19 protein-coding genes and 1 pseudogene are annotated in these 25,375 nt (G+C 69.4%); 14 read left to right on the top strand and 6 right to left on the bottom strand.

The features are described 5' to 3' along the window. Window positions 1-101 precede the first annotated feature (101 nt). The 3 genes from DMC64_RS10330 to mdlC all read left to right on the top strand — a co-directional run bounded on the left by DMC64_RS10330 (window position 102) and on the right by mdlC (window position 5,413). Window positions 102-2,783 (top strand): nitrate- and nitrite sensing domain-containing protein, encoded by a 2,682-nt coding sequence (locus DMC64_RS10330; RefSeq protein ID WP_199754948.1) that lies wholly within the window; start codon window positions 102-104, stop codon window positions 2,781-2,783. Between the two features lie 16 nt (window positions 2,784-2,799). Then, window positions 2,800-3,477 carry a copper homeostasis protein CutC gene (locus DMC64_RS10335; protein WP_125733321.1) on the top strand — a complete coding sequence of 226 codons (678 nt, stop codon included), beginning with the start codon at window positions 2,800-2,802 and terminating at the stop codon, window positions 3,475-3,477. A gap of 352 nt (window positions 3,478-3,829) precedes the next feature. Continuing rightward, window positions 3,830-5,413, top strand: a complete 1,584-nt coding sequence (gene mdlC / locus DMC64_RS10340; RefSeq protein ID WP_125733322.1) for a benzoylformate decarboxylase — start codon at window positions 3,830-3,832, stop codon at window positions 5,411-5,413. A 311-nt stretch (window positions 5,414-5,724) separates the two neighbouring features. On the opposite strand, the gene DMC64_RS10345 is transcribed toward mdlC, so the two are convergent. From DMC64_RS10345 to DMC64_RS10365, 5 genes are all read right to left on the bottom strand, one after another. Continuing rightward, window positions 5,725-6,600, bottom strand: a complete 876-nt coding sequence (locus DMC64_RS10345) for an ABC transporter ATP-binding protein (protein ID WP_125733323.1) — start codon at window positions 6,598-6,600, stop codon at window positions 5,725-5,727. A 184-nt stretch (window positions 6,601-6,784) separates the two neighbouring features. Beyond that, window positions 6,785-7,618 (bottom strand): ABC transporter permease, encoded by an 834-nt coding sequence (locus DMC64_RS10350; protein ID WP_125733324.1) that lies wholly within the window; start codon window positions 7,616-7,618, stop codon window positions 6,785-6,787. Then, window positions 7,615-8,385 (bottom strand): ABC transporter permease, encoded by a 771-nt coding sequence (locus DMC64_RS10355; RefSeq protein WP_038507842.1) that lies wholly within the window; start codon window positions 8,383-8,385, stop codon window positions 7,615-7,617. Before DMC64_RS10355 ends, DMC64_RS10350 begins: the two co-directional genes overlap by 4 nt. Before the next feature lie 8 nt (window positions 8,386-8,393). Then, window positions 8,394-9,398, bottom strand: coding sequence for an ABC transporter substrate-binding protein (locus tag DMC64_RS10360; RefSeq protein WP_233629613.1), 1,005 nt, complete (start codon window positions 9,396-9,398; stop codon window positions 8,394-8,396). 247 nt (window positions 9,399-9,645) lie between these two features. Beyond that, window positions 9,646-10,602, bottom strand: a complete 957-nt coding sequence (locus tag DMC64_RS10365) for an ABC transporter substrate-binding protein (RefSeq protein ID WP_125733325.1) — start codon at window positions 10,600-10,602, stop codon at window positions 9,646-9,648. A gap of 722 nt (window positions 10,603-11,324) precedes the next feature. Between DMC64_RS10365 and DMC64_RS10370 the strand changes: the two genes are divergently transcribed. The 6 genes from DMC64_RS10370 (at window position 11,325) to DMC64_RS10395 (ending at window position 17,751) form a co-directional block, all read left to right on the top strand. Beyond that, the gene (locus tag DMC64_RS10370; RefSeq protein WP_037336323.1) at window positions 11,325-14,438 is read left to right on the top strand and encodes a nitrate- and nitrite sensing domain-containing protein; all 3,114 of its coding nucleotides are present in this window, start codon (window positions 11,325-11,327) and stop codon (window positions 14,436-14,438) included. A gap of 20 nt (window positions 14,439-14,458) precedes the next feature. Next, window positions 14,459-14,917, top strand: a complete 459-nt coding sequence (locus DMC64_RS10375) for a roadblock/LC7 domain-containing protein (protein WP_085939650.1) — start codon at window positions 14,459-14,461, stop codon at window positions 14,915-14,917. Window positions 14,918-14,942: 25 nt separating this feature from the next. After that, entirely contained in the window at window positions 14,943-15,728 is a 786-nt protein-coding gene (locus tag DMC64_RS10380; protein WP_037335627.1) for a DUF742 domain-containing protein, read from the top strand. Further along, window positions 15,709-16,317: an ATP/GTP-binding protein gene (locus DMC64_RS10385; RefSeq protein ID WP_007033392.1), complete on the top strand. Its 609-nt coding sequence runs from the start codon at window positions 15,709-15,711 to the stop codon at window positions 16,315-16,317. The genes DMC64_RS10380 and DMC64_RS10385 overlap by 20 nt, the downstream gene beginning before the upstream one ends. 429 nt (window positions 16,318-16,746) lie before the next feature. Next, on the top strand, window positions 16,747-17,166 hold the full coding sequence (locus DMC64_RS10390) for a roadblock/LC7 domain-containing protein (protein WP_005156190.1): 420 nt from the start codon (window positions 16,747-16,749) through the stop codon (window positions 17,164-17,166). 3 nt (window positions 17,167-17,169) lie between these two features. Further along, a complete protein-coding gene (locus DMC64_RS10395) occupies window positions 17,170-17,751 on the top strand; it encodes a DUF742 domain-containing protein (protein WP_125733326.1) in 582 nt (193 codons plus the stop codon). Between the two features lie 172 nt (window positions 17,752-17,923). On the opposite strand, the gene DMC64_RS10400 is transcribed toward DMC64_RS10395, so the two are convergent. After that, window positions 17,924-20,167 (bottom strand): helicase-associated domain-containing protein, encoded by a 2,244-nt coding sequence (locus DMC64_RS10400; protein WP_037335629.1) that lies wholly within the window; start codon window positions 20,165-20,167, stop codon window positions 17,924-17,926. Window positions 20,168-20,260: 93 nt separating this feature from the next. On the opposite strand from DMC64_RS10400, the gene DMC64_RS10405 reads away from it, so the two are divergent. The 5 genes and pseudogenes from DMC64_RS10405 to DMC64_RS43625 all read left to right on the top strand — a co-directional run bounded on the left by DMC64_RS10405 (window position 20,261) and on the right by DMC64_RS43625 (window position 25,042). Beyond that, window positions 20,261-20,443: a hypothetical protein gene (locus DMC64_RS10405; RefSeq protein ID WP_037335631.1), complete on the top strand. Its 183-nt coding sequence runs from the start codon at window positions 20,261-20,263 to the stop codon at window positions 20,441-20,443. Between the two features lie 100 nt (window positions 20,444-20,543). Continuing rightward, complete coding sequence (locus DMC64_RS10410; protein WP_037335633.1) at window positions 20,544-21,944, top strand: NAD-dependent malic enzyme; 1,401 nt, start codon at window positions 20,544-20,546, stop codon at window positions 21,942-21,944. A 149-nt stretch (window positions 21,945-22,093) separates the two neighbouring features. Next, window positions 22,094-23,641 (top strand): alpha/beta hydrolase, encoded by a 1,548-nt coding sequence (locus DMC64_RS10415; RefSeq protein ID WP_125733327.1) that lies wholly within the window; start codon window positions 22,094-22,096, stop codon window positions 23,639-23,641. A 17-nt stretch (window positions 23,642-23,658) separates the two neighbouring features. Next, window positions 23,659-24,129, top strand: a complete 471-nt coding sequence (gene moaC, locus DMC64_RS10420) for a cyclic pyranopterin monophosphate synthase MoaC (protein ID WP_016337573.1) — start codon at window positions 23,659-23,661, stop codon at window positions 24,127-24,129. Then, window positions 24,126-25,042, top strand: a pseudogene (locus tag DMC64_RS43625) (molybdenum cofactor biosynthesis protein MoaE). The gene moaC and the pseudogene DMC64_RS43625 overlap by 4 nt, the downstream one beginning before the upstream one ends. Window positions 25,043-25,375: the final 333 nt, after the last annotated feature.

Below are 25,375 nucleotides of genomic sequence, written 5' to 3' on the forward strand. Positions count from 1 at the left end.
CTTTCGATCGTTCTCGAACCTTGTTACTCTACAGTAGGTTCGGGCTCTCGTCCCCGATGTCAGCCATGGGAAAGGGTCCCGTGGTGGGAAAAGGAAACCAGGTGGCCCGTCGCGACAAGCGTCCCCGTGGGGGCGACGCGGCGGAACGGCATCCCCGTGTCGGCGGCCGCTGGCGGCTGCGGAACTGGCACCTGCGTACCAAACTCTTCGTGGTACTCCTGATTCCCGCGCTCGCGGTGGTCGCGCTCGTCGGGCTCCGGGTCAACTCCGATCTGCGGGACGCGCGGCAGCTGGCCGAATTCGCCACCCGCGGCCGGGTCGACAGCACCGTCGCCGAAGCGGTGCATCAGCTTCAGCGCGAACGCGACCTCACCGTCCGGTTCGTCGCGGGCGATCGCAAGGGCGATCTTTCCGAATTGACCGAACAGCGCAACCGGGCCGACGAAGCCATCGGCACGTTCGACCGCACGCTCGGCGAGAGCAAGAGCAGGCTCGGCGACAAGGCCGCGACGAGCCTGCAGCAGACCAGCGATCGCCTGCGCGTGCTGACCGGGCTCCGCTTTTCCGCGGAACACTCGGCTTTTCCCGCCGACGCGGTGCTGCGGTCCTACAGCGAGCTCATCTCCGGCCTGCTCGACATCAGCGACGCCACCGCCGCCGACGTCTCCGACCCGGATCTGGGCAAGCTCCGGCTCGCGGGCAACGCGCTCGCGCGGGTCAAGGATCAGATGTCGGTCAAACGCGCGATCATGGCGGCCGCGCTCGCGCAGGGCGGCCTCAACCGGGACCGGACCCGCGCGCTGCTCGGTGCGGAGGCCGAACTCGCCGCCGCCCGCAGCGACTACCGCACCTTCGCGACGCCCGAACAGCAGCGCATGTACGACGACACGGTCATCGGCCTGATCGTCGACATCGGCAACGACATGGTGGAATCGGCGCTCATCCGCGCCGAGAACGATCAGGGGCTCGGCGGGCTGGACCCGAACCAGTGGGACACCTCGGCCACGTACACGGTCAATCTGGCCCATCAGGTGCAGCAGGCGCTGCTCGTCCAGCTCCAGGAACGCACCGACGCCCTCGCGGCGCGCGCGAGGACGTCCGCGATCTGGGACGGCGGCATCGTGCTCGCCGTGCTCATCGTCGCCGGCGTGCTCTCGGTGATCATCGCGCGTTCACTGCTGCGGCCGTTGCGGATCCTGCGCCGCAGCGCGCTCCAGGTCGCCGAGCACCAGCTCCCGGCGGCCGTCGAAGGCCTGCTGAGCGATCCCGAACCGCAGCCGGAGAACCTGCGGCGTCGGCTGGCCGTCGCGCCGGTCCCGGTGTTCAGCCGCGAGGAACTCGGCCAGGTGGCGCGCGCGTTCGACGCGGTGCACGGCGAGGCCGTCCGGCTCGCGGGCGAACAGGCCATGCTGCGGGAGAACATCAACGCGATGTTCGTGAACCTGTCGCAGCGGAGCCAGGATCTCGTCGAGCGGCAACTGTCCGTTTTGGACCGTATGGAGGCCGACGAACAGGATCCCGACACCCTCGCCGGCCTCTTCGAACTCGATCACCTCGCCACCCGGATGCGCCGCAACAGCGAGAACCTGCTGGTGCTCTCCGGAACCGACGTCGTCCGTGAAGACGGCGGCGCCGTGGTCGCCGACGAGATCATCGGCGCCGCGCTGTCGGAGGTCGAGCACTACCAGCGGATCGAACTCGGTGCGGCGCCGCGGATCGCGGTGCGCGGCGAGGCCGTCAACGACCTCGTGCACGTGGTGTCCGAGCTGCTGGAGAACGCGACCCGCTATTCCGACCAGAGCACGATGGTGCAGGTCGAGGGGCACGAGACCGACCGCGGCGAATGGCAGATCGAGATCACCGACCACGGCGCGGGCATGCCGCAGGCGGAGATCGACCGGACCAACACGCGGCTGGCGAACCCGCCGGAGGTCGACGTTGAGGTCTCCCGGCGGATGGGCCTGTTCGTGGTCGCGACGCTGGCCGTCCGGCACCACATCGACGTCCGCCTGCGGTCCGCCGACGGCGGCGGCATCACCGCGGTGGTCGTCGTACCCGCCGAACTCATCGTCGAAGCTCCCCGCCCCGCGCCGCTGCCGGAGCCCCCGCCCGTCACCGTCGTCGTGCCGGAGCCGGAACCCGAACCGCCGCTGGAAGTGCCGCCGCTGCCGGAACCCCAGGAGAGCGCGGACGAATCGCGGTTCGCGCCCGTGCTGGATCCCGGGCCGCTGCGGCGTGCGCCGGTCGTCGAGCGCGAGACCCCGCCGGAGTGGCCGTCTTCGGACGACGACGCCGTCAACCATCTCGAACTGGACTCGCCGACCGAGCGGATGCCCAAGTACCAGAGCGTGCTTTCGCAGTGGTTCGACCACGGAGGCCCGCGCGAAGGGCCTTCGCCCGCCGAACCCGGCCCGCCCTCGCTGCCGTCCTTCGAACCGGTGAAGAACGCCGTGCCCGAGGAGCCCGCGCAAGATCCGGACGAGCCGACCGAGCCGACGTTGAAGCCGCTGGAGCCCAAGGGAAAGGCGCCGGAGCCCGAGCCCGAGCCCGCTTGGCCGACGCCCGCCGAACTGGAGCAGGAGGACGGGGCCGAGGAGACCTGGCCGGTGCTGCCCGCCGTCGTCCCCGAGGCTCGGACGCAGGACGACAGGCCGGAGAAACCGCGGGGGGAGAGGCCGATACTCTCACTTTCCCCCGAAGCGGTCCGCGAACGGATGACCAGCCTGCAAGGCGGTTTCCGGCGCGGTCGCCACGCCAGGGGTGACGACAACCCCTCGGTATGAGCGAATTGGATGGTCCATGAGCCCGAAAACCGGCCTGCTGGAAGTGATCGCGCTGACCGCGGTGGACGCGGAGCGCGCACAGGAGGGCGGGGCCGATCGCCTCGAACTGGTCAGCGACATGGCCAGCGACGGACTCACCCCGTCGGTCGAGACGCTGCGCGACGTACTCGCCGCCACCGATCTCCCGGTGCGGGTCATGCTGCGCGACAACATATCCTTCGCCGCCGGTGACCTCGACGGGCTTCGCGCGGACGCCGGGCGCCTGATCGACGCGGGCGCGCGGGAGTTCGTCTTCGGTTTCCTGGACCTGGAAAGCGAAATCGACGTCGAGGCCTGCGAGACGCTGGTCAAGGAGCTCGACGGGCTGCCGTGGACCTTCCACCGCGCCATCGACCGCGCGCGGGACCCGTTGCGCGCCTACGACCGGCTGACCGCGCTCGGCTGCGACACGGTGCTCGCGGCCGGGCATCCGCACGGTGTGGCGCACGGGCTTTCGGTCCTGCAGCGGCTCGCCCGGCGGGAGGACGGGCCGCGACTGCTCGTCGGCGGTGGCCTGCGGGCGCAGCAGGTGCACCTGCTGCGGGCGGGCGGCGTCGGCGCTTTCCACGTCGGCAGCGCGGTGCGGCCGGGTGGCTGGGAGTCCGATGTGGACGTCGCCGCCGTGCGCGAATGGGCCGCGCTGGTCAAGGAGTAGGCCGGGCGTTCCTTGCGCGTGCGACTACCGCATTCAGAGGACGAAATGCGGGGGGCTCCCAGGGGCGCGGCTCCGCCCGTGCCACACCGCTTCCGCATGCCGTGAAGGCCTCCTTCCTTACCCTCAAGGTAGGTAAGGAGGCCTTCACGGACATTGCGCCGGCTGGCTTGCTGCACCGCATCGCATCAAGGAGCAGGCCGTACGCACCGGATTCCTTGCGCGTGCGACTACCGCATTCAGAGGACGAAATGCGGGGGTTGCCGGACGTACGCAGGGGGTCAGGTCCAGACCACATACGGTGATACGAGGTTGCATCTTCAACTATCGGGTGCCGACCAGATAGCGTGTGGCCATGGCTACCCGCACCGTACGTGACGCGACCAGGGAACTGCTGCGCGATCTGGGCCTGACCACCGTTTTCGGCAATCCCGGGACGACCGAGATCGCCTTCCTCACGGAGTGGCCCGACGACTTCACCTACGTGCTCGCGCTCCACGAGGCGTCCGTCGTCGCGATGGCCGACGGGTACGCCCGCGCGAGCAGGCGGGCGGCGCTGGTGAACCTGCACTCCGCGGGCGGGGTCGGGCACGCGCTCGGGCATATCTTCACCGCCTACCGCAACAACGCCCCGCTGATCATCCTCGCCGGCCAGCAGACCAGGTCGCTCCTGCCGGACGACCCCTTCCTCGGCGCCGTCGAGGCGGCGAACTTCCCCAAGCCGTACGTGAAGTGGAGCTGCGAGCCCGCCAGGGCCGAGGACGTCCCGGCGGCGCTGGCGCGGGCGTATCACATCGCGACGCAGGCGCCCATGGGTCCGGTGTTCGTTTCGGTGCCGGTGGACGACTGGGACGTCGAGACCACGAAGCCGATCGTGTCCCGGCCGCAGATCCGCGGTTTCGCGCCCGATCCGTCCGCTTTGGACGAACTGGTGACGGCCTTGGACGCCGCCGAGTGCCCGGCGATCGTGGTCGGCCCCGGTATCGACGGTGAAGGCGCCGTGCCGGACGTCGTCGAGCTGGCCGAGAAGGTCGGCGCCGGGGTCTGGGCGCCGCCGATGGGGGCGCGCTGCTCCTTCCCCGAGGACCACCCGCAGTTCTTCGGATTCCTTCAGCCGGAACGGAAAGCGCTCGCGAGCGCGCTGGCGGACCACGACCTCGTGGTCGTCATCGGCGCCCCGGCGTTCACCTACCACGTGTACCGCGGCGAGTCGGAAACCGCGCTGCCGCCGCTGTTCCTGGTCAGCGACGACGAGCAGATCCTCGCCAGGGCCGCGGAAGGCACCGGCATCCGCGCGACGCCGAAGCTCACCATCCGCGCGCTGCTGGACCGCGCCGCGCCGCGGGAAGCGCCGAAACCCCGCACCCGGCTGGAAAAGCCCGCCGCGGTCACGCCGATCACGCCCGGCTTCGCCTACTCGGTGATCTCGGAAGTCCTGCCGGACGACGCGATCGTCGTCGAGGAGACGCCGAGCCACCGCAACGAATTGCACGACCACCTGCCGATCAAGTCCACCGACACCGGTTTCCTCACCGTCGCCAGCGGCACCCTCGGCTACGGTCTCCCGGCCGCCGTCGGCGCCGCGCTGGCCCGCCCGGACCGCAAGGTCGTGGCGATCCTCGGCGACGGGTCGAGCATGTACTGCGTCCAGGCACTGTGGACGGCGGCGCAGCACAATCTGCCGGTGACGTTCGTGATCTTCGACAACTCGCAGTACGCCGCCGTGCGCATCCTCGGCGAGGCCGCGGGCGGCGAGAAGGTGCCGGGCGTCGACCTCGGTGGCATCGATTTCCCCGCGCTGGCGAAGAGCCTGGGGCTGCGGACGTCGGTCGTCGAGAAGGCCGAAGACCTCAAGCCGACGCTGGAAGCGGCGCTGCCGGACGAGCGGCCGCATCTGGTGCACGTCCGCATCGACGCGAACCCGCGCACGCTGTACTGAGGGTGTCGCGAAAGCCACTTTCAGGACATCTGACGTCCCGAAAGTGGCTTTCGCGACATGGCAGCCGCAGGAGTGGCGGCCTTCGCAGCCCGGTCCGGACTCGTCGTCTTGGCCGATCGCGGCCCAAGTGTCCAAAAAGGACGTAACCGGGTCCATTTAATGCCCGTGTGTACGGTTTTCGATCGGGTCGTGAGTGGTAAGGGTCGTTCTAACCCTCATTGCCACTCACGACCCGCCGGGCAGGCCGTGCAAATCGCCCAAACCAGGCGCTGTCGCCCTGGAAGAGTCCCTTATGGACGATCAAGAAGGCTTCAGCTCTTCGCGCGCGCCTCGGCCTCGGCCTCGGCGGCGTCGGCAGCCGCTTCCTGCTGCGCCAGCTCGTACTCGGCCGCGTCCGAAGCGGCGGCGGCCGCTTCCGGGGCGCCACCGTGCAGCAGCCGCGCGACCTCTCCGCGCAGCGTCACGAACTCGGCCGATTCGCGCGTGGTGATCTGGTCCCGCTCCGCGGGCAGCCCGACCGGCAGGTCCGCGACGATCTTCGCGGGCGACTTCGACAGCACCAGCACGCGGTCCGACAGGTAGACGCTCTCGTCGATGTCGTGCGTGACGACGAGGACCGTGCTCCCGTTCTCGCGCTGCACGCGCCGCGTCAGGTCTTCGAGTTCGAACCGCGTCTGCGCGTCGACCGACGCGAACGGCTCGTCCATCAGCAGCAGGGCGGGACGGCTGGCCAGCGCCCGCGCGATCGACACACGCTGCTGCATACCGCCCGAGAGCTGCCACGGGAACTTCGAACCGACCCCGGACAGGCCGACCGACTCCAGCGCCTCCTGTGCCCGCGTCCGGCGTTCGGAGCGGCTCAAGTTGCGCCACCGCAAGGGGAACTCGACGTTCTTCGCGACCGAGAGCCACGGGAACAGCGAGCGGCTGTAGTCCTGGAACACGACTGCCAGGTCCTCCGGCACGCCGGAGACGTCGTCGCCGTGCAGGCTGACGCGGCCGGACGTCGGCTTGATCAGCCCGGCGATGCAGCGCAGGAGCGTGGACTTGCCGCAGCCCGACGGGCCGACGATGCTCGCGAGCTGTCCCGCTTCGACGGTGAACGACAGGTCGTTGACCGCGACGTGCGCCTTTTCTCCCGCGCCGTACCGGTGGTTCAGCCCGGAGACTTCGAGCATGGTTGACATCTTGCTGACCCTTCGTGTCCTTGAGGCGAAGCCGCGACCGCAATCGACGTCGGCAGGGCGCTCGTTCGTGACGCTTGTCGAGTTGCGCGGTCCGGCGCCCCGCCACCGCGATAGCGGGGCCTGCGGCCGGGGCGGCTTCGAACCTGATTTGCTCTGCATCCCTCTGCTCCGCTGTCCAGCCGAGCTAGATACGGCCGTTGCGGGTGGGCTGCCAGCGAAGCACTCTCTGCTCCACCGCGAGGAAGGCCGCGTTGAACCCGAAGCCGAGCAGTCCGAGCAGGACCAGCCACGACCACATGAGCGGGAAGTCGAACGCCTGCTGGGCGTCCATCAGGGACCGGCCGATGCCGTTGTAGGAACCGACCAGTTCCGAGATCACCATCAGCAGCAGGGAGATGGACAGGCTCAGCCGCAGGCCGGCGAAGATCTTCGGCCCGGCGGCGGGGAGCACGATCGAGCGCACCCAGTACGACCGCGGGGTCCGGAACGACTTCGCGGTGTCGATCTTCACCTGGTCCACCGACCGGACGCCGTCCACGGTGTTGAGCAGCACCGGCCAGATCGCGCCGAAGATGATCGACCCGGTCTGCATCCCGGGTCCGAGTCCGAAAAGGACGATGAACACGGGGATCAGCGCGGGCGGCGGGACCGAACGGAAGAACGCGAAAAGCGGGCCGACGTAGTCCATCCCCGTCTTGGACCGTCCCAAAAGGACACCCAGTGCGACACCGAACGCGCCGGCCAGCAGCCACCCGCCGAGTGTCCGGCCGAGGCTGGGGAGCACGTTGTCGAACACCGTGTCGGTCAGGAACAGCTGCGAGGCCGGGCCGGTGAACCACAGTTTCACCGAAGCGCTCAGGATCTCGCTCGGCGGCGGGAAGAACGGGCTTTCCGCGAGCCGGGTCGCGAGCTCCCAGATCCCGATCAGGGCGAAGAAGAGCAGCCAGTTGCGGACGAGGATGCCGATACCCCGGCCCACTCGCCTGCCGACGCGGCTGGTCAGCGTGAGGGTCGTCACGAGACCGCCTCCCGGTCGACCGTGCTCCAGCGGAACGCCCGCCTGCCGATCATCTCGAGCCCGCCGTTGATGAGGAAGCCGAGCGCGCCGACCACCACGGTGCCGGCGAGCACGAGGTCGAACCTGGTGGAGCCGGTGCTGGCCTGCATGATGAAGTTGCCGATGCCGAGTTTGGCCCCGGCGAGGAACTCGGTACTGACCACCGCGATCAGCGCGATGTTGGCGGACAGCCGCACCCCGGTGAACACGAACGGCGCGGTATGCGGCAGCGCCACCGACGTCAGCGTCCGGAACTTGCTCGTACCGCAGGCCTTCGCGGTCTCCAGCAGCACGGGGTCGATCTCGCCGAGCGCGTAGATCGTGTTGAACATGATGGGCCACAACGACGCGTACACGGCCAGCGTGATCTTCGCCTCGGGCCCGCCGCCGATCAGCAGGAGCACCAGCGGGATCAGCGCGACCGCGGGGATCGGCCGCAGGAACTCGATGACCACCGCGGTCGCCGTGCGCAGGCCGGGGATGCTGCCGAGCAGCAGGCCGGCGGGCACCGCGATGGCGACCGCGATCAGCAGGGCGATCGCCCACGCGAGGAACGTGGCGATCAGGTCCCGGACGAACTGGGTCTCGCCGAACTGTTCGACGATCGTCACGAGGACGACGGACGGCGGGGGGAGGAACTCTTTACGGACCAGGCCGGCCTGGACGATCACTTCCCAGACGAGGAAGAAACCGGCCAGACCGGCAAGGGCACGGAGAAGTCGTGGCACCTTTACCTTTATCCAGCTTGAGGGGCGAGCATCGGAGCGGCGTCGAGCTTGGCCCCGATCACTCCGGTCTGCAGCAGCAGATCCGGTACCCGCTGCAGGCGACGGGCGTCCAGAGTGGACCCGAACGTCGGCAGCGTGAGCAGTGAAGCGGTTTCAGCGTCGACCTTGGCGTACTTGACGATGAGGGGTTCGATCTTGGAGCGGTCGGCCGAGTCGCGCACGGCCTTGCCCAGTGCGCGCTGGAACGCGGCCAGCGTCTTGGGGTTCTTGTCCACGAAGGACCCGAGCGCGCCGAAGCCCGCCAGGGGGAAGTCCTGGGTGGCGCCGGTCGAGATGTCGACGACCGGGGTCGCGCCGACGACCTTCGAGGCCTGGGTCAGGAACGGCTCGGGCAGGTAGCCCGCGTCGACCTGGCCCGACGAGAGCGCCGCGGCGATGTTCGGCAGCGCCATCGGCACCCACTGGACCTTGCTGGTGTCGACGCCGTGGTCCTTCATCACCGAGACGGTGAGCAGGTGGGAGGCGGTGTTCTTGTCGGTGATCGCGATCTTCTTGCCCGCGAGGTCGTTGATCGTCTTGACCGACGAGGTCGGCACGGTGACGACCGCGTTGCTCTTGGGGCTGGCCGAAACCGCGTCGGCGACGAGGCGGATGTCGGCCGCGCCCTTGCTCTTCGCCACGAAGAACGGCATGTAGGTGGAGAAGGCGATGTCGACCTCGCCACCGATCATCTTGGTCATCGCCTGCTGGCCGCTGGGCGCGTCGACCGCTTCGACCTCGAGACCTTCGGCCTTGAAGTAGCCGCCCTCCTGCGCCAGCCGCAGCGGCGCGAGGTCGACGACGGGCAGCAGGGCCACCTTGATCTTCGGCTTCTCAAGGCCGCCTTCGCCACCCGACGCCTTGGACGTGTCCTCGCCGCCGAGTGCGCCACAGGCGCCCAAGGTGGCCAGCATGAGCGCGCTCAGGGCGACGCCGATGGCACCCCGTCCTCTACGTACACCGCTCCTGCTCATGGCGTTTCGAAACAAAGCCAGCTCCTCGGAAACAATGAATCACCGTTGGGTTTTTTCATCCGTGTCGTGGCTTCATTCCGCCAGGCACGCGGTCACCTTAGAGATTTGCCCACCTGCTCACAATGGGTGTCGTGAGCGGGTGATCATTTTAGGCCATTCGCCCGATCACCTGATCACCCGCTTGGACATCATTACTTTCAGTGATCAATTTCCGAGAAATGTGACTATTAGATGTAATGCCGCGTCGTCAGCTGGTGGCCTGCGCCGCGATCATCGGGCCGACGTCGATCTTGGTCTGGATCGCGCCCATCTGCAGGAGCAGGTCCGGGACCCGCTGGATACGGCGGGGGTCCAGGGTGGACTGGAACGTCAGCAGCGTGGTCAGCGCGGCGGTGTCCTGGTCGATCTTGGCGTACTTGACCAGCAGCGGCTCGATCTTGGAGCGGTCCGCCGCGTCCCGGGTGGCCTTCTGCATGGCGCGCTGGAAGGCGGCCACGGTCTTCGGGTTCTCCGACACGAACTTGCCGAGCGAGCCGTAGCCCGCGGTGGGGAAGTCCTGGGTGGCGCCGGTGGCGGTGTCCACGACCGGGACGGTGCCCGCCTGCTTCGCGGTCTGGGTGATGAACGGCTCGGTCAGGAAGCCGGCGTCGATGTCGCCGTTCTTGAGCGCGGTCCCGATGTTCGGCAGCGGGATCGGCACCCACTGGACCTTGCTGGCGTCGACGCCGTGGTCCTTCATGACCGACTTGGACAGCGTGTCGGACACGGTGTTCGGCGCGGTGATGCCGATCTTCTTGCCCGCCAGGTCGCTGACGCTCTTCACCGTCGACGTCGGCAGCGTGACCAGCATCGTGCTCTTCGGGCCCGCGGAAGAAGCGTCCGCGACCAGCTTGATGTCGGCGGTGCCCTTGCTCATCGCGATGAAGAACGGCGTGTAGCTCGCGTACGCGATGTCGACCTCGCCGCCGATCAGCTTGGTCAGCGAGACCTGACCGGTCGCGGCTTCCACAGCCTCGACGTCGAGGCCCTCGTTCTTGAAGTAGCCGCCGTCCTGGGCGAGGCGCAGCGGGGCCAGGTCGATGGTCGACATCACGGCGATCTTGATCTTCGACTTCTCGAGGCTCCCCGAGCCGCCGGAGGAGGACGAATCGTCCCCGCCGAGCAGGCCGCAGCCGCTGACCGATACCGAGACGACGGCCGCCATCGCGAATGCGAGGGCTCCACGTCGACCCCGGCTGATGCCCAAGGCCTTCTTCGAGCTTGCAGAGCCAAGCAAAGTGGTGCTCCTGATCGAGGGGGAGGACACGTGATGACGTGGCCTGATGTGGAATTCGGAAGTGACTCTTTGTCGAGTCACGGGCCCACTGTAGAGAACACACACTGTGCTCACAATGGGTGGTCATCCCATGATCCCAAGTGGTAACGATCACCCGAACAGGTTGTTTGTCAGAAGTGAACACAACTGGGCGTGTTCGAGGCGGGGAGTTGTTGACGAATGAGCGTCAACGGGTCAAGACCCGTCCGGGGCTTACTTGCAGGTCTTGACCGAAGGGTTACATCTGGGCCGCCCGTTCGCTACCCTCATGCACCGGTAGTGAGGTGTGGACCACTGATGTAGTGAAAGAGAGTGCCTTGGATGGCCGAACGCTCTGGACCTTTCCCGAGGTGCAAGGCACTCTGTGTCGAACGCGATCCTGATGTCGGACACGACCGTGCTTCACTGGTGCGCGCCCGCGCACTGGCGGGTTAGGCCGAATAGACCAATGACGTCAGGCGGGATTTCGGCCAAGTGCACTTGAGAGACTGCGTCAAAGACGACTTCCTCATTCGTCAGAGTGAGCACTCGCGTCCAACGTCTCCCTGCCGGGTGGCAGGAGCGTGCGGGTAGTGGTCTCCGACAACCGACCCAGGCAGCAGCAGAACGGCATGTCCAAAATGGGCTTTCCCGGCCCGAATGAAGATGATGGTGGTGCGGCGGTGCCGAACGAAGACACCGCGGGGGTGGGAGGGACCCCTGCGCGGGAAACCGGAGACGGTCCTGGTGGGAAGGCCGGGTCGTTCCTGGGCCTGCGTAACTGGCGTCTGCGATCGAAGCTCGCGGCCGTCCTGATCATTCCGACGCTGACCGCGCTCGCGCTCGGCACGCTCCGCGTGATCGACGACAGCAGCGAAGCGGCCCGGTTCCAGGACACGGCCGACCAGGTCGCGTTCGCCGACAAGATCACCCTCGTGGTGCACGAGCTGCAGAGCGAACGCGCGCTCGCCGTCGCCAAGATCGCCTCCGGTGACCCGTCGCGCCAGAACGGTCTCGACGCGCAGATCGCCAAGGTCGACCGCGCCATCGACGACCTGCGTGCCTCGGCGAACCAGATCAACCCGGACGATCAGGACACGAGGGACCGCTACTCGCGTGGTCTGCAGCGGCTCGACGCCCTGCGCCCGCTGCGCGGCGCGATGAACACCTCGCTGCTGGGCGACACCCCGATCCTCATCGCCTACTCCGGCATCCTCGACTCGCTGGTCCAGCTCGGCCGCGAGGTGACCACCGCGGTGGCGAACCGCGACGTGCTCCGGCTCGGCGTCACCGTGCAGGCCATCAGTGAGAGCAAGGAGTTCATCGCCCGCGGTGACGCGGCGCTGCTGATCGCCTCCTTCCGCTCCGGTTTCCCCGGCGACCTGTTCGACCAGGCGCGTTCGGCGGTCGCCAGCGGCGACGCCTCGACGGCGGCGTTCCTCAACAACGCCAGCCCCGAACAGCGGCAGCTCTACTCGGACACCTTCTCCGGTCCCGAGGTCGACGACCGGCGCCGGATCACCACGATGGCGTTCTCGCTGCACCAGCAGAACGAGCCGCCGGCGATCGACAACGTCGCCCTCGGCAACGACAGCCGGGTCGCGCTGGACAAGCTGCGCGCGGTCGAGACCAACCTGCTCGGCCAGCTGCGGGCACAGGCCGACGGCCTGGCCACCGACGCGATCAACTCGGCCTGGATCGGCGGCGCGGTCGTGCTGCTGGCGCTGCTCGCGGCGCTGTTCCTGATGCTCGTCATCGCCCGCCTGATGCTGCGCCCGCTGCGGGTGCTGCGGAAGACGGCGCTCGACGTGGCCTACACACGACTGCCGGAAACCGTGCAAGCGATCCTCGACGACCCGGACCCGGTCAACGCCTCGAAGCGGTCGGTCGAGCCGGTGCCTGTCACTTCGCGTGACGAGATCGGTGAAGTGGCGCGGTCGTTCGACGTCGTCCACGAACAGGCCGTCAAGATGGCCGCCGAACAGGCCCTCCTGCGCGAGAACGTCAACGGCATCTTCGTGAACCTGTCCCGCCGGTCGCAGCGGCTGGTGGAACGCCAGCTGGGCGTGATCGACCGGCTCGAGGCCGACGAGCAGGACCCGGACCACTTGGCCAGCCTGTTCGAGCTCGACCACCTCGCCACGCGGCTGCGCCGCAACGGTGAAAGCCTCCTGGTGCTCTCGGGCGCCGGTCTCGCGAAGTCGGTGCCCAAGCCGGTGCCCGCCGCCGACGTCATCGGCGCCGCGGTCTCGGAGATCGAGCAGTACGCCCGGATCGAGATCGGGATCGTCCCCGAGGTCGCCGTCCAGGGCCTGACGATCCACGACCTCGTGCACGTGCTCGCGGAACTGCTGGACAACGCCACCTACTTCTCCGAGCCGGAGACGAAGGTGACCGTCCGTGCGGTGATCACCCGCAAGAAGGCGCTCGCCATCCAGGTCACCGACCACGGTGTCGGCATGACCGAGGAGCGGCTCGCCGAGGTCAACCAGCGGCTGGCCGACCCGCCGGACCTGGACGTCTCGGTGACCCGGCGGATGGGCCTGTACGTGGTCGCGCGCCTGGCGCGCCGCCACGGCATCGAGGTCCGGCTCCGGGAGAACGAGGACATCGAGGGCGGCGTGATCGCGCGGGTCGTCGTGCCCGCCGAGCTGCTCACGCAGATGCGGCCCGGCGCGCGCAACACCCCGCCGCCGGCGAACCGCTCGGAAACGTCGATGCCTTCCATGCCGTCGGTGTCGGAGATGTCGACCTCGCTGCCGAACATCCCCGCCTCCGACCGCGGCCTGGAGATGACCCCGCCGCCGCCGTCGAAGCCGCCGGCCGCTCCGCAGCCGGTCGCGTCGCAGGGCGGGCTCGTCCCGCTCGACCAGCCGATCAGCCTCGACGACCTGGTCGCGGGCAAGAACGCGGCCGGGCCGTTCCTCAGCCCCGCGTCCCCCGCCGAAGAGGCCCCGGCGTGGCCGACGGCCGAAGACATCTCGCCGGCGAACGGCGACGGCGCCTCCAGCGGCACCGAGACCCAGTTCGCGTCGCTGGTGCTGCCGAAGCGGGAGCCGAAGTACACGCCGGTCGAGCCGCGGAACAAGCCTGAGGAGCCCGCGGAGTCCTCGGACGCGGGCAAGTCGGCGCTCGACGACGACGTCCCCACCCGGCGGCTGCCGATCTACCAGTCGGTGCTCTCGCGCTGGTTCAGCGAAGGTGACGAGACCGGGGGCGACTCCCCGACGACGTACACCGAGCCGGTCGAGTCCGAACTGCCCGTGCGGACCCCCAACGGTGGCGCCGAAGCGGCGGAATCCGCGGCCGAGGACACTTCCGGAGAGGCATTGCCCACTCGGACCCCACGGAGTGTTCCGCCGGAGACGGTGCTCCAGGACAATGGCTGGCGCAGCGCGTCGGACGACGGCTGGCAGGCGGCGCAGGTCCTGTACGAAGACCGGAACGACGAGATCACCCCGGCGGGCCTGCCCAAACGGGTGCCGAACCAGTACCTCGTCCCCGGCTCGATCGGCGGGAACGAGCCGAAGAAGGAAGACTCGTTCGCCGACAAGACCTCCGGAATGCCGGGAACGGGTGCGATCGCCCGCTCGGCGACGGCGGCGCGGAGTCGGATGGCAAGCTTCCAGAAGGGCTACACGTCGGGACGGCACGCGTTGAAGGAACGCCCGCTCGATGCGCTGGATGACAACGGCGTTCCGGTGACCGGCAGGGATACCTCTGCCGATGACAGCAGTAAGGAGTGACAGTGACACGGGCGGGTGCGATGCAGCCGGGTGGTCCGGCGCAGCCTGGCGGCCAGGCGCAGGGTAAAGGACACACGAGCAGCTTTGCCTGGCTGATCACGGATTTCGTGCACCGGGTCCCGGGCGCGGCGCATGCCGTGGTGGTGTCGGCGGACGGTTTGCTGCTGGCATCCTCGAAGGGACTTCCCAAGGACAGGGCCGATCAGCTGGCGGCGGTCGCGTCGGGGCTCACGAGCCTCGCGCGCGGTGCGGCGAAGGTGTTCGAGGGCGGCACGGTCGCGCAGACGGTGGTCGAGATGGCCAACGGCTTCCTCTTCCTGATGTCGGTGTCCGACGGTTCCTGCCTGGCGGTCCTCGGGTCGCCGGAGAGCGACATCGGCTTGGTCGTCTACGAGATGACCCTGCTGGTGGAACGGGTGGGGCAACAGCTGACACCGGAGATGCGCGCGCAGCTGCAGGGCGCGTCGGTCCGCCGCTGAGCGACCGGGAACCGAGGAGAATGCCGTGGACGACGGGCGCTTGAGGGGCGATGGCCGGCTCGGTGACGACTTCTCCGGCGGGTGGTCGGAACGAGACGACGGCCGGGAGGACTGGACGTCCTTCCGGGACCGGGTCGACCGCGAATGGCGATCGCGAAGGGCACAGGGGTCGGACAACGACCCCGTGGCCCCGGACGAAGCCTCCCGCTGGCTGACCGATTCGAACGCGGGACAGGGGCCCGCCGACTTCAGCGTCTCGGACTACCGGGAACGCCTGCTCGGCGGGCCGGGGGCGGAGCTGTTCGGTGGTGGCAGCGGTCCGCTCTACGACTCGGGCGAGTTCGCCAAGTTCTCCTTCGACAAGGAGGAGGAGCGCCGGGCGGCGGCGGCCGCCGCCGACCCGCTCGCCGCGGCCCTGCCGCAGCAGGCGCAGAACGAGTTCGTCGACGAGCAGTACACCACCGACGTCGAATCCTCCGGCCTGGTCCGGCCGTATTTCCGCACGCGGGGCCGGACCAAGCCGACGTACGACCTTGCCATCGAGGCGTTGATCTCGACCAGCGAACAGGGACGTGTGCTCGACCGGGTACGCGTCCCCGAACACCGGTCGATCTGCGACCTTTGCCTGGACACCCGGTCCGTCGCCGAAGTCGCGGCGCTGTTGCGCCTGCCGCTCGGCGTGGTCCGGGTGCTGATCGGAGACGTGGCCGGCCTCGGTCTGGTCCTGGTGCACACCGCCAGCCAGAACGTGGGTGACCGGCCGAGTATCGAGTTCATGGAGAGGGTGCTCAGTGGGCTTCGGAGAATTTGACTCCGACGCGAATGCGCCGCAGGTGACCGGACCGACTTCGTCGGCCAAGATCGTGGTCGCTGGCGGATTCGGCTCGGGGAAGACCACGCTGGTCGGAGCGGTTTCGGAGATCGATCCGCTGACCACCGAGGCCATGATGACCGAGGCCAGTACCGGCGTCGACGACAATTCGGCCACCCCGAACAAGTCGACGACGACCGTGGCCATGGACTTCGGCCGGATTTCGCTGGACTCGGACCTGGTGCTGTACGTGTTCGGTACGCCGGGCCAGCACCGGTTCTGGTTCATGTGGGACGACCTCGCGGTCGGCGCCATCGGTGCCGTCGTGCTGGTCGACACGCGGCGGCTCGCCGACGCGTTCCCGTCGATCGACTTCTTCGAGAACCGGAAGCTGCCGTACGTCGTGGCGATCAACTGCTTCGACCGGCTGCTGCACCACCAGATCGAGGACGTCCGGCACGCGCTGACGATCTCACCGTCCGTGCCGATCATGGCCTGTGACGCCCGGGAACGTGAGTCCGCCAAGCAGGTGTTGATCTCGGTCGTGCAGCACGCCATCGCACACGATTCGGCGTTGCGCGCGGGGTAAAAGGGACAAAAGCCCGGAGCGGATGCGGCCGTTGGAGTGAACTCGGCAGGCTTCACCCGCTTCGGGGAGTGGCGTCACCGGTCGGATCGAACGCGGGGCGACCCCTTTCACGCGATCCGGCGCCGACGACCCCCGATCGAGTGGTCGCAACGTCGGTGACCTGCGCGGACGCCGGTTCACACCTGGTCGCGCCAGGCCACCACAGGGTGACCCACGAATGCGTGGTTCACGATGTGTCGACGCGGTGCGCGGCTGGACGTTTACGTTCGGTTAACGCGGTCGGCCGGGTGGCGGGCTCGACACGATCGACGGGGCGAATACGCTGGGTGGAGGCGTCTTTCGGCTCGTCGGCACCGGGATCGGTGCTGGTGGGCGGGAGACGCCCGGACCACGCCGCCCAGGTGGTCTTGACGCAGCGAGGAGGGACTTGTGACGGCATCCGGGCAGCAGAGCTCGTTCGGCTGGCTCATCACGGATTTCGCGCGCCGGGTTCCCGGTGCGGCACACGCCGTGCTGGTCTCCGCGGACGGGCTTCTCCTCGCGCCGTCGGACGGGCTGCCGCAGGAACGGGCCGAACAGCTCTCCGCGGTCGCCTCCGGCCTGATCAGTCTCACCGCAGGCGCGGCCCGCTGCTTCGACGCGGGCGGGGTCAACCAGACCGTCGTCGAGATGGAACGCGGCTACCTCTTCCTCATGTCGGTCGCCGACGGCTCGTCACTCGCCGTGCTGGCCGCGCCGACCTGCGACATCGGCACCGTGGCCTACGAGATGACGCTGCTCGTCGAGCGGGTCGGCCAGCAGATCACCCCCGAGCTGCGGGCGCAGCTGCAGGGCGGCGTACGTGGGTGACCGATGAAGATCAGCGGATTCACCGAACCGGACCCCGCCGGCTGGGACTCCCTCTATCAGGGCACCGAACGCGAGGCCTTCGATTCGCCGAGCCGGTTCGAGCTGAGCTCGATCAGCACGGTGATGCCTCGGCGCCCGCCCGCGCCGCCTCCCGAGCCGGCGCCTCCGATGCCCTCACCGATCCGGCAGTCGCCTCCTCCGCGGCCCTCTGACGTCGCCCCGGCTTCGGTCTACCTGCCGCCGGCTTCGGGCTCCCGGGTGCGGCCCTACACCCGCACCGGCGGGCGCACCCGCACCGCGCACGACCTGGCGCTGGAGGCGCTGGTGTCGACCAGTGAGGACGGCCGCCGGTACCGCGGCGTGCGGACCCCGGAACACCGGCAGATCTGCGACCTCTGCCTGGACACCCGCTCGATCGCGGAGATCGCCGCGCATCTGCGGCTGCCGCTGGGCGTGGTGAAGGTGCTCGTGGGCGACATGGCGGACGCCGGCCTGGTGCTGATCCACCAGACGGAGCTGATCCTCGGTGATTCCTCTTCGCGCGCTTTCATGGAACGCGTGCTGCAAGGCCTGCGCGCCCTCTGACCTCCCGCATTTCGTCCTCTAAATGCGGGGTGGCGCTTTCCCGACCCGGCCGCGGTGCCCTGGCCGTCCTGAAGGCCACCTTCAGGACGTTGGATGTCTCAAGGGTGGCCTTCAGGACATCGCTTCACGGTGTGGCCGACTGACCGCATTTAGAGGACTAAATGCGGGGTGGTCAGTCCTCGACGAGGGCGGCCGACGTGATCCGGTGCAGCGGGTAGCGCTCGTTGTCGGTCCCTTCGAGGACCCCGCCGCCGACCCGCAGCGGCCGCACCACCCGCTGGCTCGCCGTCCCGCGTGAGTCGACGAACCCGATCCACACCTCACGGCGCTCGATGGTCGCCTGGGACAGCAACGCCAGCGTCGCGGACGTGTCCCCGGCGCCGCCTCCCTGCGGTGCGCGCACCGTCTCGCCCCGGCGGCGCGCCGAAGCGGCGTCGCCTGCCCGGACGTGCGCGACGATCTTGCCGACCTGTTCGTCCGTCAGCCCGGCAGGCTCTCCGGGCGCGCGACGCGCGGCACGCGCCTTCGCGGGCAGGCGACGTCCGGACGGCCTGATGTCCATGACGCGTCCGTCGGGGCCTTCGGCGGCCGGAGCGAACCCGGCGGCGCGAAGCGCGTCGAGGACTTCGGCGAGCGGGTACGCGCTGATGAGCACGGTCGGCGCGATCATCCGCAAGCCGTACTCCGTCGCGACGGGGCTGCCCATGACCTCGGCGAGCAGCGACGCGTCGTCGCAGCGCAGGAACGACTCGGCGGCCCCGCCGCGCAGCCGTCCGTGCCGCCGGGCGACGTCGTCGATGAGGTAACTCAGCGATTGGGGCACCGGCGTCGCCGATTTCGACGTGAACAGCTGGTGCAGCTCGCCCGCGGTCCGCCCGGTGTCGAGCGCGCGCCGCACGGACGTCTCGGTGATCCGGTAGACGGTCGCGTGCCCGGCCGATTCGATGTCGGCGACCGCGGTCATCTCGGCCGCGAGTTCGGCTTCCAACGGTCCCGGCGCGACCACGGTCAGGTCGGCCTGGACCAGCACGTGGTCCACCGGACGCGGCAGCGCGTCGATCATCGCCTCGATCGCCCCCGGGCGATCCTCGGCCAGCAGCGCCCGGGTCGCCGTGGTGAGCCCGCCGAGGCCGATCAGGCCGAGCGCGGCGCCCTCGGCCATCGTCCAGCGCACGGTCTCGTCCCGCAGCCGCCCGCCCCGCCGCGGCGCGCGCCAGGCGAGCGCGGCGACCAGTTCGTCGGTGCTCTTCACGCCGGCGCCTTCGGGCAGCGCCGCCAGCGCGAGGAGGATCCGGCGCCGCGAAGTGGGCGCCAGCGGACGGCGCAGGTCTTCCGAAAGCGGCGCGATCGGCTTGTCCTTCGCGTCCCGCCCGCCGGCGAGACCGGGCAGCCGGGGCAGTTCGAGCCAGGCCTGCGCGACCGTCATCCAGCGCTGCGCGGTCGGCGACGCGAGCCACGAATCCGTGAGCGTCGTCGGCACCCATTCCGGCGTGGTCGCTTCGCTGTCGGCCACCAGACCGGCGCCGACCGCGATCTCCGCGAGCAGGGTCACCCGCGCTTCGTCGACGTCGAGATCCTTCGCGAGCTTCTTCAGCTCACGGACCCCGAGCCCGCCGGACTTCAGCACCGGTGGCGGCGTCTCGGACCAGGCGCGAAGCATGTTTTCGGTCTGGCGCAAGAACTCCATCGCCTCGCCGGCCGCCGTCGTGTCCACAGTGGACTGCTGATGCGGATGGACGGGGAGCTCCGGTTCGCGCAGCGACGCCTGCTCGAATACCACCCCGCCGCGCAGCGCGATCCCGATCTCACGCGGCAGCTCGACGGTCTGATCGTCTCGGCGCAGCAGCAGTCCCCTGGCGAGCAGGCGCTGGACGGGGTTCTGCGCCCGTTCCAGCGGGACATCGGCCGACGCGTCGCGGGTGCGGCCGATCGGCGGCCCGGCGGCCAGCGTCGTCAGCAGGGCGCGTTCGTCCTCGCCGACCTCCGCGAGCGCGGCCTCGATATCCGTTCCGGCGAGCGAGGGGGACGACGCCCCGAGCCCGGCGGGGAAGGGGCCGAGCGCGTCGCGGGCCGACGGCGGGACGCGCAGCGCGTCGTCCTCGCCCCAGACCAGGGCCCGCTTGCGCAGCAGTGTCAGCGCCTCGCCGATCTCCGTGCCCGCGAGCCGCGCCACCTCGGCGGCCGGGACCGGCTCGGTGTCCGCTCCGGCCAGCAGCAGGGCGTCGAGGACGGCGAGGGTGAAGGTGTCGAGGTCTTCGCAGGCACGCGCGACGGAGCCCGGCGTGCCTGCCCGGGTGGCGAGCACGATGGTGTCGGACGGGGGCGGCGTGGACAGGTCGCGACGCGTGCGCAGCAGCGCGGCGAGGGCGTCGTCGGACTCCTGGCGCAGCCAGTCCGCCAGGGATGGCGCGGGCATAGAAGACCAGGATACCGGGCGGGTGGTGGCCCGGCAGCCGCGTTCGGGCAGACTGTCCCTCGAGAACGGCTTGACCATGCTCTGGAGGACGTTGTGGCGAAGGGCGATAACAAGAAGCGCGCGGGCATCGACCCCACGTGGCCCGGTGAGGACGGGGAGCACCCCGTCACCGAGCTCGCGTCCGATCGGCAGGGCGCCTTGTCCCCGTTCGGCGACGTGACCTTCCCCCTCGACGCGGTGCCGTACGTGCACCCCGAGACCGAGATCAACCGGTAGAAAGCTACCGACGGGTTACCCCTGCGAGGGTTCGTGGCGGTCGTCACGGGAGTAGGTTTTCGAGCGACCTATTCGAGCTTTCCTCAGCGGGGGTAGTGCCATGCCGGTTCCCGGTCCCGGATATTCGATCACCGTCCGGGTGGAGGCCCCCGCGTCGTCCACCGCGGCGGGTGATCTGACCACCGCCGTCGGCCGGGTCGGCGGCGTGCTGACCGCGTTCGACGTCGTCGAGTCGCACCCCGATTCGATCGTCGTCGACATCAGCGCCAACGCCCTGTCGGAGAACCACGCGCAGGACATCACGCAGACCCTGGACTCGCTGCCGGGCGTCCGCGTGCGCAAGGTCTCCGACCGGACGTTCCTGATCCACCTCGGCGGCAAGATCGAGGTCAGCCCCAAGGTCGCGCTCCGCAACCGTGACGACCTCTCCCGCGCGTACACGCCGGGTGTCGCCCGCGTCTGCCAGGCGATCGCGGCGAACCCCGAGGACGCGCGCCGCCTGACCATCAAGCGCAACACCGTCGCGGTGCTCACCGACGGCTCCGCGGTGCTGGGGCTCGGCAACATCGGCCCGGCCGCCGCGCTGCCGGTGATGGAGGGCAAGGCGGCGCTGTTCAAGAAGTTCGCCGACGTCGACGCGTGGCCGGTCTGCCTGGACACTCAGGACACCGAAGAGATCATCATGATCGCGAAGGCGCTCGCGCCGGTGTACGCGGGCATCAACCTCGAGGACATCGCCGCGCCGCGCTGCTTCGAGATCGAGAAGCGCCTGCGTGAACAGCTCGACATCCCGGTCTTCCACGACGACCAGCACGGCACCGCGATCGTCGTGGTCGCCGCGCTGCGCAACGCCCTGCGCGTGGTCGGGAAGAACATCGAAGACTGCAAGATCGTCGTCAGTGGCGTCGGCGCGGCGGGTTCGGCGATCATCCGCCTGCTGCTGCGCAAGAACCCGGGCGACATCGTGGCCGCCGACATCGACGGCATCGTGCACTCCGCGCGCGGCAACCTCGACGAGAACCTGACCTGGATCGCCGGTCACACGAACAAGGAACAGCAGGCGGGCACGCTGCACGAGGCGCTCGTCGGCGCCGACGTGTTCATCGGGGTCTCCGCGCCGAACCTGTTCGGTGCCGAGCAGGTCGCGACCATGAAGTCCGACGCCGTCGTGTTCGCGCTGGCCAACCCGGACCCGGAGATCGACCCCCTGGAGGCGCAGAAGCACGCCGCCGTGGTCGCCACCGGCCGCAGCGACTTCCCGAACCAGATCAACAACGTGCTCGCGTTCCCCGGCGTCTTCCGCGGGCTGCTCGACGCGCAGGCGCACCACATCGACGACTCGATGCTCCTCGCGGCCGCCGACGCCATCGCGGACGTCGTGGACAACGGCAAGCTGAACGCCTCGTTCATCGTGCCGAGCGTGTTCGACAACGCCGTCGCCCCCGCGGTCGCCGAAGCCGTCAAGAAGGCGGCGAAAGCAGCGAAGGCTGCTCAGTCGTAGGACGTGGTAGCAAAGGTCCCTTGCTCCATTCGGCGGTGCCGTCATCACTGAGACCGACCTCGAGGCCGACTTCAGGGTGACGACTCCGCCGATGGCCCGCTCATAGGCTCGGCTCCGACCAGGAAGTCGATCATGACGGGGGTTTGGGGATGACTCGCTCTGTCCTGAGCAGGATCGGGACACTCACGGCCGCGGCGGTCACCATGGCGGTACTCGTACCGGCCACGGCGTCCGCCGCGGTTTCGTCTGTCAGCTGGGGGCCGTGTCCGGAGGACGCGGCCGCGCCCGGCGTGGAATGCGCCACTCTGAAGGTCCCGCTCGATTACCGCAACCCGGGCGGGAAGACCATCGACGTCGCCATTTCCAAGCTCGCCAGCACCAAACCGGCGAAGCGGCGCGGCATCATGCTCACCAACCCGGGTGGCCCCGGCGGCCCCGGGCTGACCATGCCCGCGGGGTTGCGGTCGGCGGGCATGCCGTCGAGCGTGCTCGACGCGTACGACATCATCGGCTTCGATCCGCGCGGAATCGGCCGCAGCACGCCGGTCACCTGCGATCTCAAGCCCGAGCAGCAGGTCAGCAACGTCCCGTTGTACGCGCGCGACGCCGCGGCGGTGGCGGAGCGCGCGAAGTACGTCGAGGGCGTCGCGAAGCAGTGCGCCGACTCGAAGACGGCCGCGAACCTGCCGTACATCACCACGGCCAACACCGCCCGCGACATGGACCGCATCCGGGAGGCCTTGGGCGAGGAGAAGCTCTCGTACTACGGCGTCTCGTACGGCACCTACCTGGGCGCCGTGTATTCGACGCTGTTCCCGCGGCAGACCGATCGCATCGTGCTCGACAGCGCGACCGGTCCGGGTGGACTCGACACGACCGGGTCCCGCCGGCTGGCGGAGGGATTCCAGGACCGCTTCCCGGACTTCGCGAAGTGGGCGGCGGCGCGGCACGCGAGCTACGGGCTCGGCCGTACTCCACAGCAGGTGACGGCGAAGTTCTACGAACTCGTCGCCAAGCTCGACGGCGGCGCGGTCCCCGGAGTGGACGGCGCGGCCTTCCGGGCGGGCACGTTCGGTTCGCTGTATTCGACCAGCTCCTTCCCGGTGCTGGCCCAGCAGTGGCAGGCGCTCGACACCGAAGGCGTCGTGAAGCAGACCGCTCAGGCTCAGCAGCTCGACGTGGCGCAACTGCTGTCCGCGCAGCTGCACGTGGTGTGCAACGACGTGAACTGGCCGGAGAAGGTCGCGGTCTACCAGCGCAACGTCGAGAAGGACCGGGTGCGGTATCCGATGTTCGGCGCCGCCGCGGCGAACATCTGGGCGTGCGCCTACTGGCCGTCCGAGCCGATCGAGCCGCAGGTGCGGATCGGCGACCGGGGTCCGTCGAACATCCTGGTCGTGCAGAACCTGCGTGACCCGGCGACCCCGCTGAGCGGGGCCAAGGAGATGCGGCGCGCGCTGGGCGACCGGGCGCGGATGGTGTCGGTCGACGACGGCGGGCACGGGGTCTGGCTGAGCTCGGAGAACGCCTGCGGCAACAACGCCGTCAACCGGTTCCTCGTGGACGGCAAGCGTCCCGCGCACGACACGGCCTGTGCCGCGGACCGGGGCGGGCTCTTCGCGTCGATGACGCCGGAGCAGCGGCAGGAACGGGAGAAGGCCCTCGGCGAGGTTCGCTCGAAGCAGCGGATGTTTTAAGGACTAGCCTGCTGGGCGTGAGTGAACTCAGCCACGTCGACCATACGGGCGCCGCCCGTATGGTCGACGTTTCCGGCAAGACGCCCACCGCCCGCACCGCGCTGGCGGGCGGCACCGTGCACACCACGGCCGAGGTGCTCGGCCTGCTGGCGACGGACGGGCTCCCCAAGGGCGACGCGCTCGCGACCGCGCGGATCGCGGGCATCATGGGCGCGAAGAAGGTGCCCGAGCTGATCCCGCTCTGCCACCAGATCGCGTTGTCCGGGGTGAAGGTCGAGTTCGTCCTCGACGAGACCGCCGTGCACATCACCGCGACCGCGAAGACGAACGACCGGACCGGCGTCGAGATGGAGGCGCTGACCGCCGTCGCCGTCGCCGGGCTGACGCTGCACGACATGATCAAGGCCGTCGATCCGGCGGCGACCCTCGACGACGTCCGCCTGATCCGCAAGGACGGCGGCAAGACCGGGACCTGGGAGCGGCCGTGAACCGGGTCGCGAGGGTGATCGTGGCGTCGAACCGTGCCGCGAAGGGCGTCTACGAGGACACGACCGGCCCGGTCATCGCGGACTGGCTCGCTTCACGGGGCTGGGAGGTGCCCTCGCCGGTCGTCGTCCAGGACGGCGAACCGGTCGGCGAGGCCCTGCGGGACGCCGTCGCGGCCGGGGTCCAGGTGATCGTGACTACCGGCGGCACCGGCATCTCGCCGACGGACCGCACCCCGGACGTCACCCGCGCCGTCCTCGACTACGAACTCCCCGGCGTCGCGGACGCGATCCGCGCCGCCGGACTGCCCAAGGTGCCCACCGCCGTGCTCTCGCGCGGCGTCGCGGGCGTCGCGGGCCGGACCCTCGTGGTGAACCTGCCCGGTTCACGCGGCGGGGTGAAGGACGGCCTTGGCGTACTGGACGGGATCCTCGACCACGCCGTCGACCAGCTGGCGGGCGGCGACCACCCACGGGAGGCACAGCAGTGAGCGTTCGGGTCGCACGGATCGCGGTGGTCGACGAGCCGCTTTCGGTCGAAGAACACGCCCGGCTGGTGGACGACGCGGCCGCGGGCGCCGTCGTCACCTTCGGCGGGGTCGTCCGGGACCACGACGGCGGACGGTCGGTGGAGCGGCTCGCGTACGAAGGGCACCCCAGCGCCGCCGACGTGCTCGCGGAGGTCGTCACGGACCTCTCGGAGAAGTGGGAAGGCGTTCGGGCGGTCGCCGTCAGCCACCGGCTGGGCGCGCTGGCCATCGGGGACGTCGCGCTGGCGTGCGCCGTGGCGGCCGAGCACCGGGGCCAGGCCTTCGCCGCCTGCTCGGAGCTGGTCGACGAGGTCAAAGCGCGGCTGCCGGTGTGGAAGCACCAGCACTTCAGCGACGGCAGCGACGAATGGGTCAACTCGCCGTAGCGGGGTGAGCCGGCCCCGGACCCGCCAAGTGTCATGAAAGGGCCGTTCAGGACATTTTTCGTCCTGAACGGCCCTTTCATGACATCTGGAGGCACGACCGGCCCCGGACACGACAAAGCCCCACCTCCGGGGGAATGGCGCGGTGGGGCCTTGGGCACCTGGAGTACTTGGCACCCCCACTCACGTGATCGAAAGCGGAACACGCGAGTGCGGCCTCCAGTCACGCGAGTTACGTCCCTGATCACGCGAGTCACGCCTTCGCACACGCCGCGCCCGTGTTCCAAGTCCGTCAAGGCCTCCTTGAGGGGCCCAGAGTCCCTCAAGGAGGCCTTC

This window comes from Amycolatopsis sp. WAC 04197 (genome assembly GCF_003947475.1).
Lineage (GTDB): Bacteria > Actinomycetota > Actinomycetes > Mycobacteriales > Pseudonocardiaceae > Amycolatopsis > Amycolatopsis japonica.

Excerpts from the sequence above, each read along its gene's own strand:
- DMC64_RS10410 (WP_037335633.1), top strand. The coding sequence starts at position 20,544 with ATGCCGGTTCCCGGTCCCGGATATTCGATCACCGTCCGGGTGGAGGCC.
- DMC64_RS10365 (WP_125733325.1), bottom strand. The coding sequence starts at position 10,602 with ATGGCGGCCGTCGTCTCGGTATCGGTCAGCGGCTGCGGCCTGCTCGGC.
- DMC64_RS10395 (WP_125733326.1), top strand. The coding sequence starts at position 17,170 with ATGAAGATCAGCGGATTCACCGAACCGGACCCCGCCGGCTGGGACTCC.
- DMC64_RS10375 (WP_085939650.1), top strand. The coding sequence starts at position 14,459 with ATGCAGCCGGGTGGTCCGGCGCAGCCTGGCGGCCAGGCGCAGGGTAAA.
- DMC64_RS10360 (WP_233629613.1), bottom strand. The coding sequence starts at position 9,398 with ATGAGCAGGAGCGGTGTACGTAGAGGACGGGGTGCCATCGGCGTCGCC.
- DMC64_RS10345 (WP_125733323.1), bottom strand. The coding sequence starts at position 6,600 with ATGTCAACCATGCTCGAAGTCTCCGGGCTGAACCACCGGTACGGCGCG.
- DMC64_RS10400 (WP_037335629.1), bottom strand. The coding sequence starts at position 20,167 with ATGCCCGCGCCATCCCTGGCGGACTGGCTGCGCCAGGAGTCCGACGAC.
- DMC64_RS10370 (WP_037336323.1), top strand. The coding sequence starts at position 11,325 with ATGTCCAAAATGGGCTTTCCCGGCCCGAATGAAGATGATGGTGGTGCG.
- mdlC (WP_125733322.1), top strand. The coding sequence starts at position 3,830 with ATGGCTACCCGCACCGTACGTGACGCGACCAGGGAACTGCTGCGCGAT.
- DMC64_RS10415 (WP_125733327.1), top strand. The coding sequence starts at position 22,094 with ATGACTCGCTCTGTCCTGAGCAGGATCGGGACACTCACGGCCGCGGCG.
- DMC64_RS10335 (WP_125733321.1), top strand. The coding sequence starts at position 2,800 with ATGAGCCCGAAAACCGGCCTGCTGGAAGTGATCGCGCTGACCGCGGTG.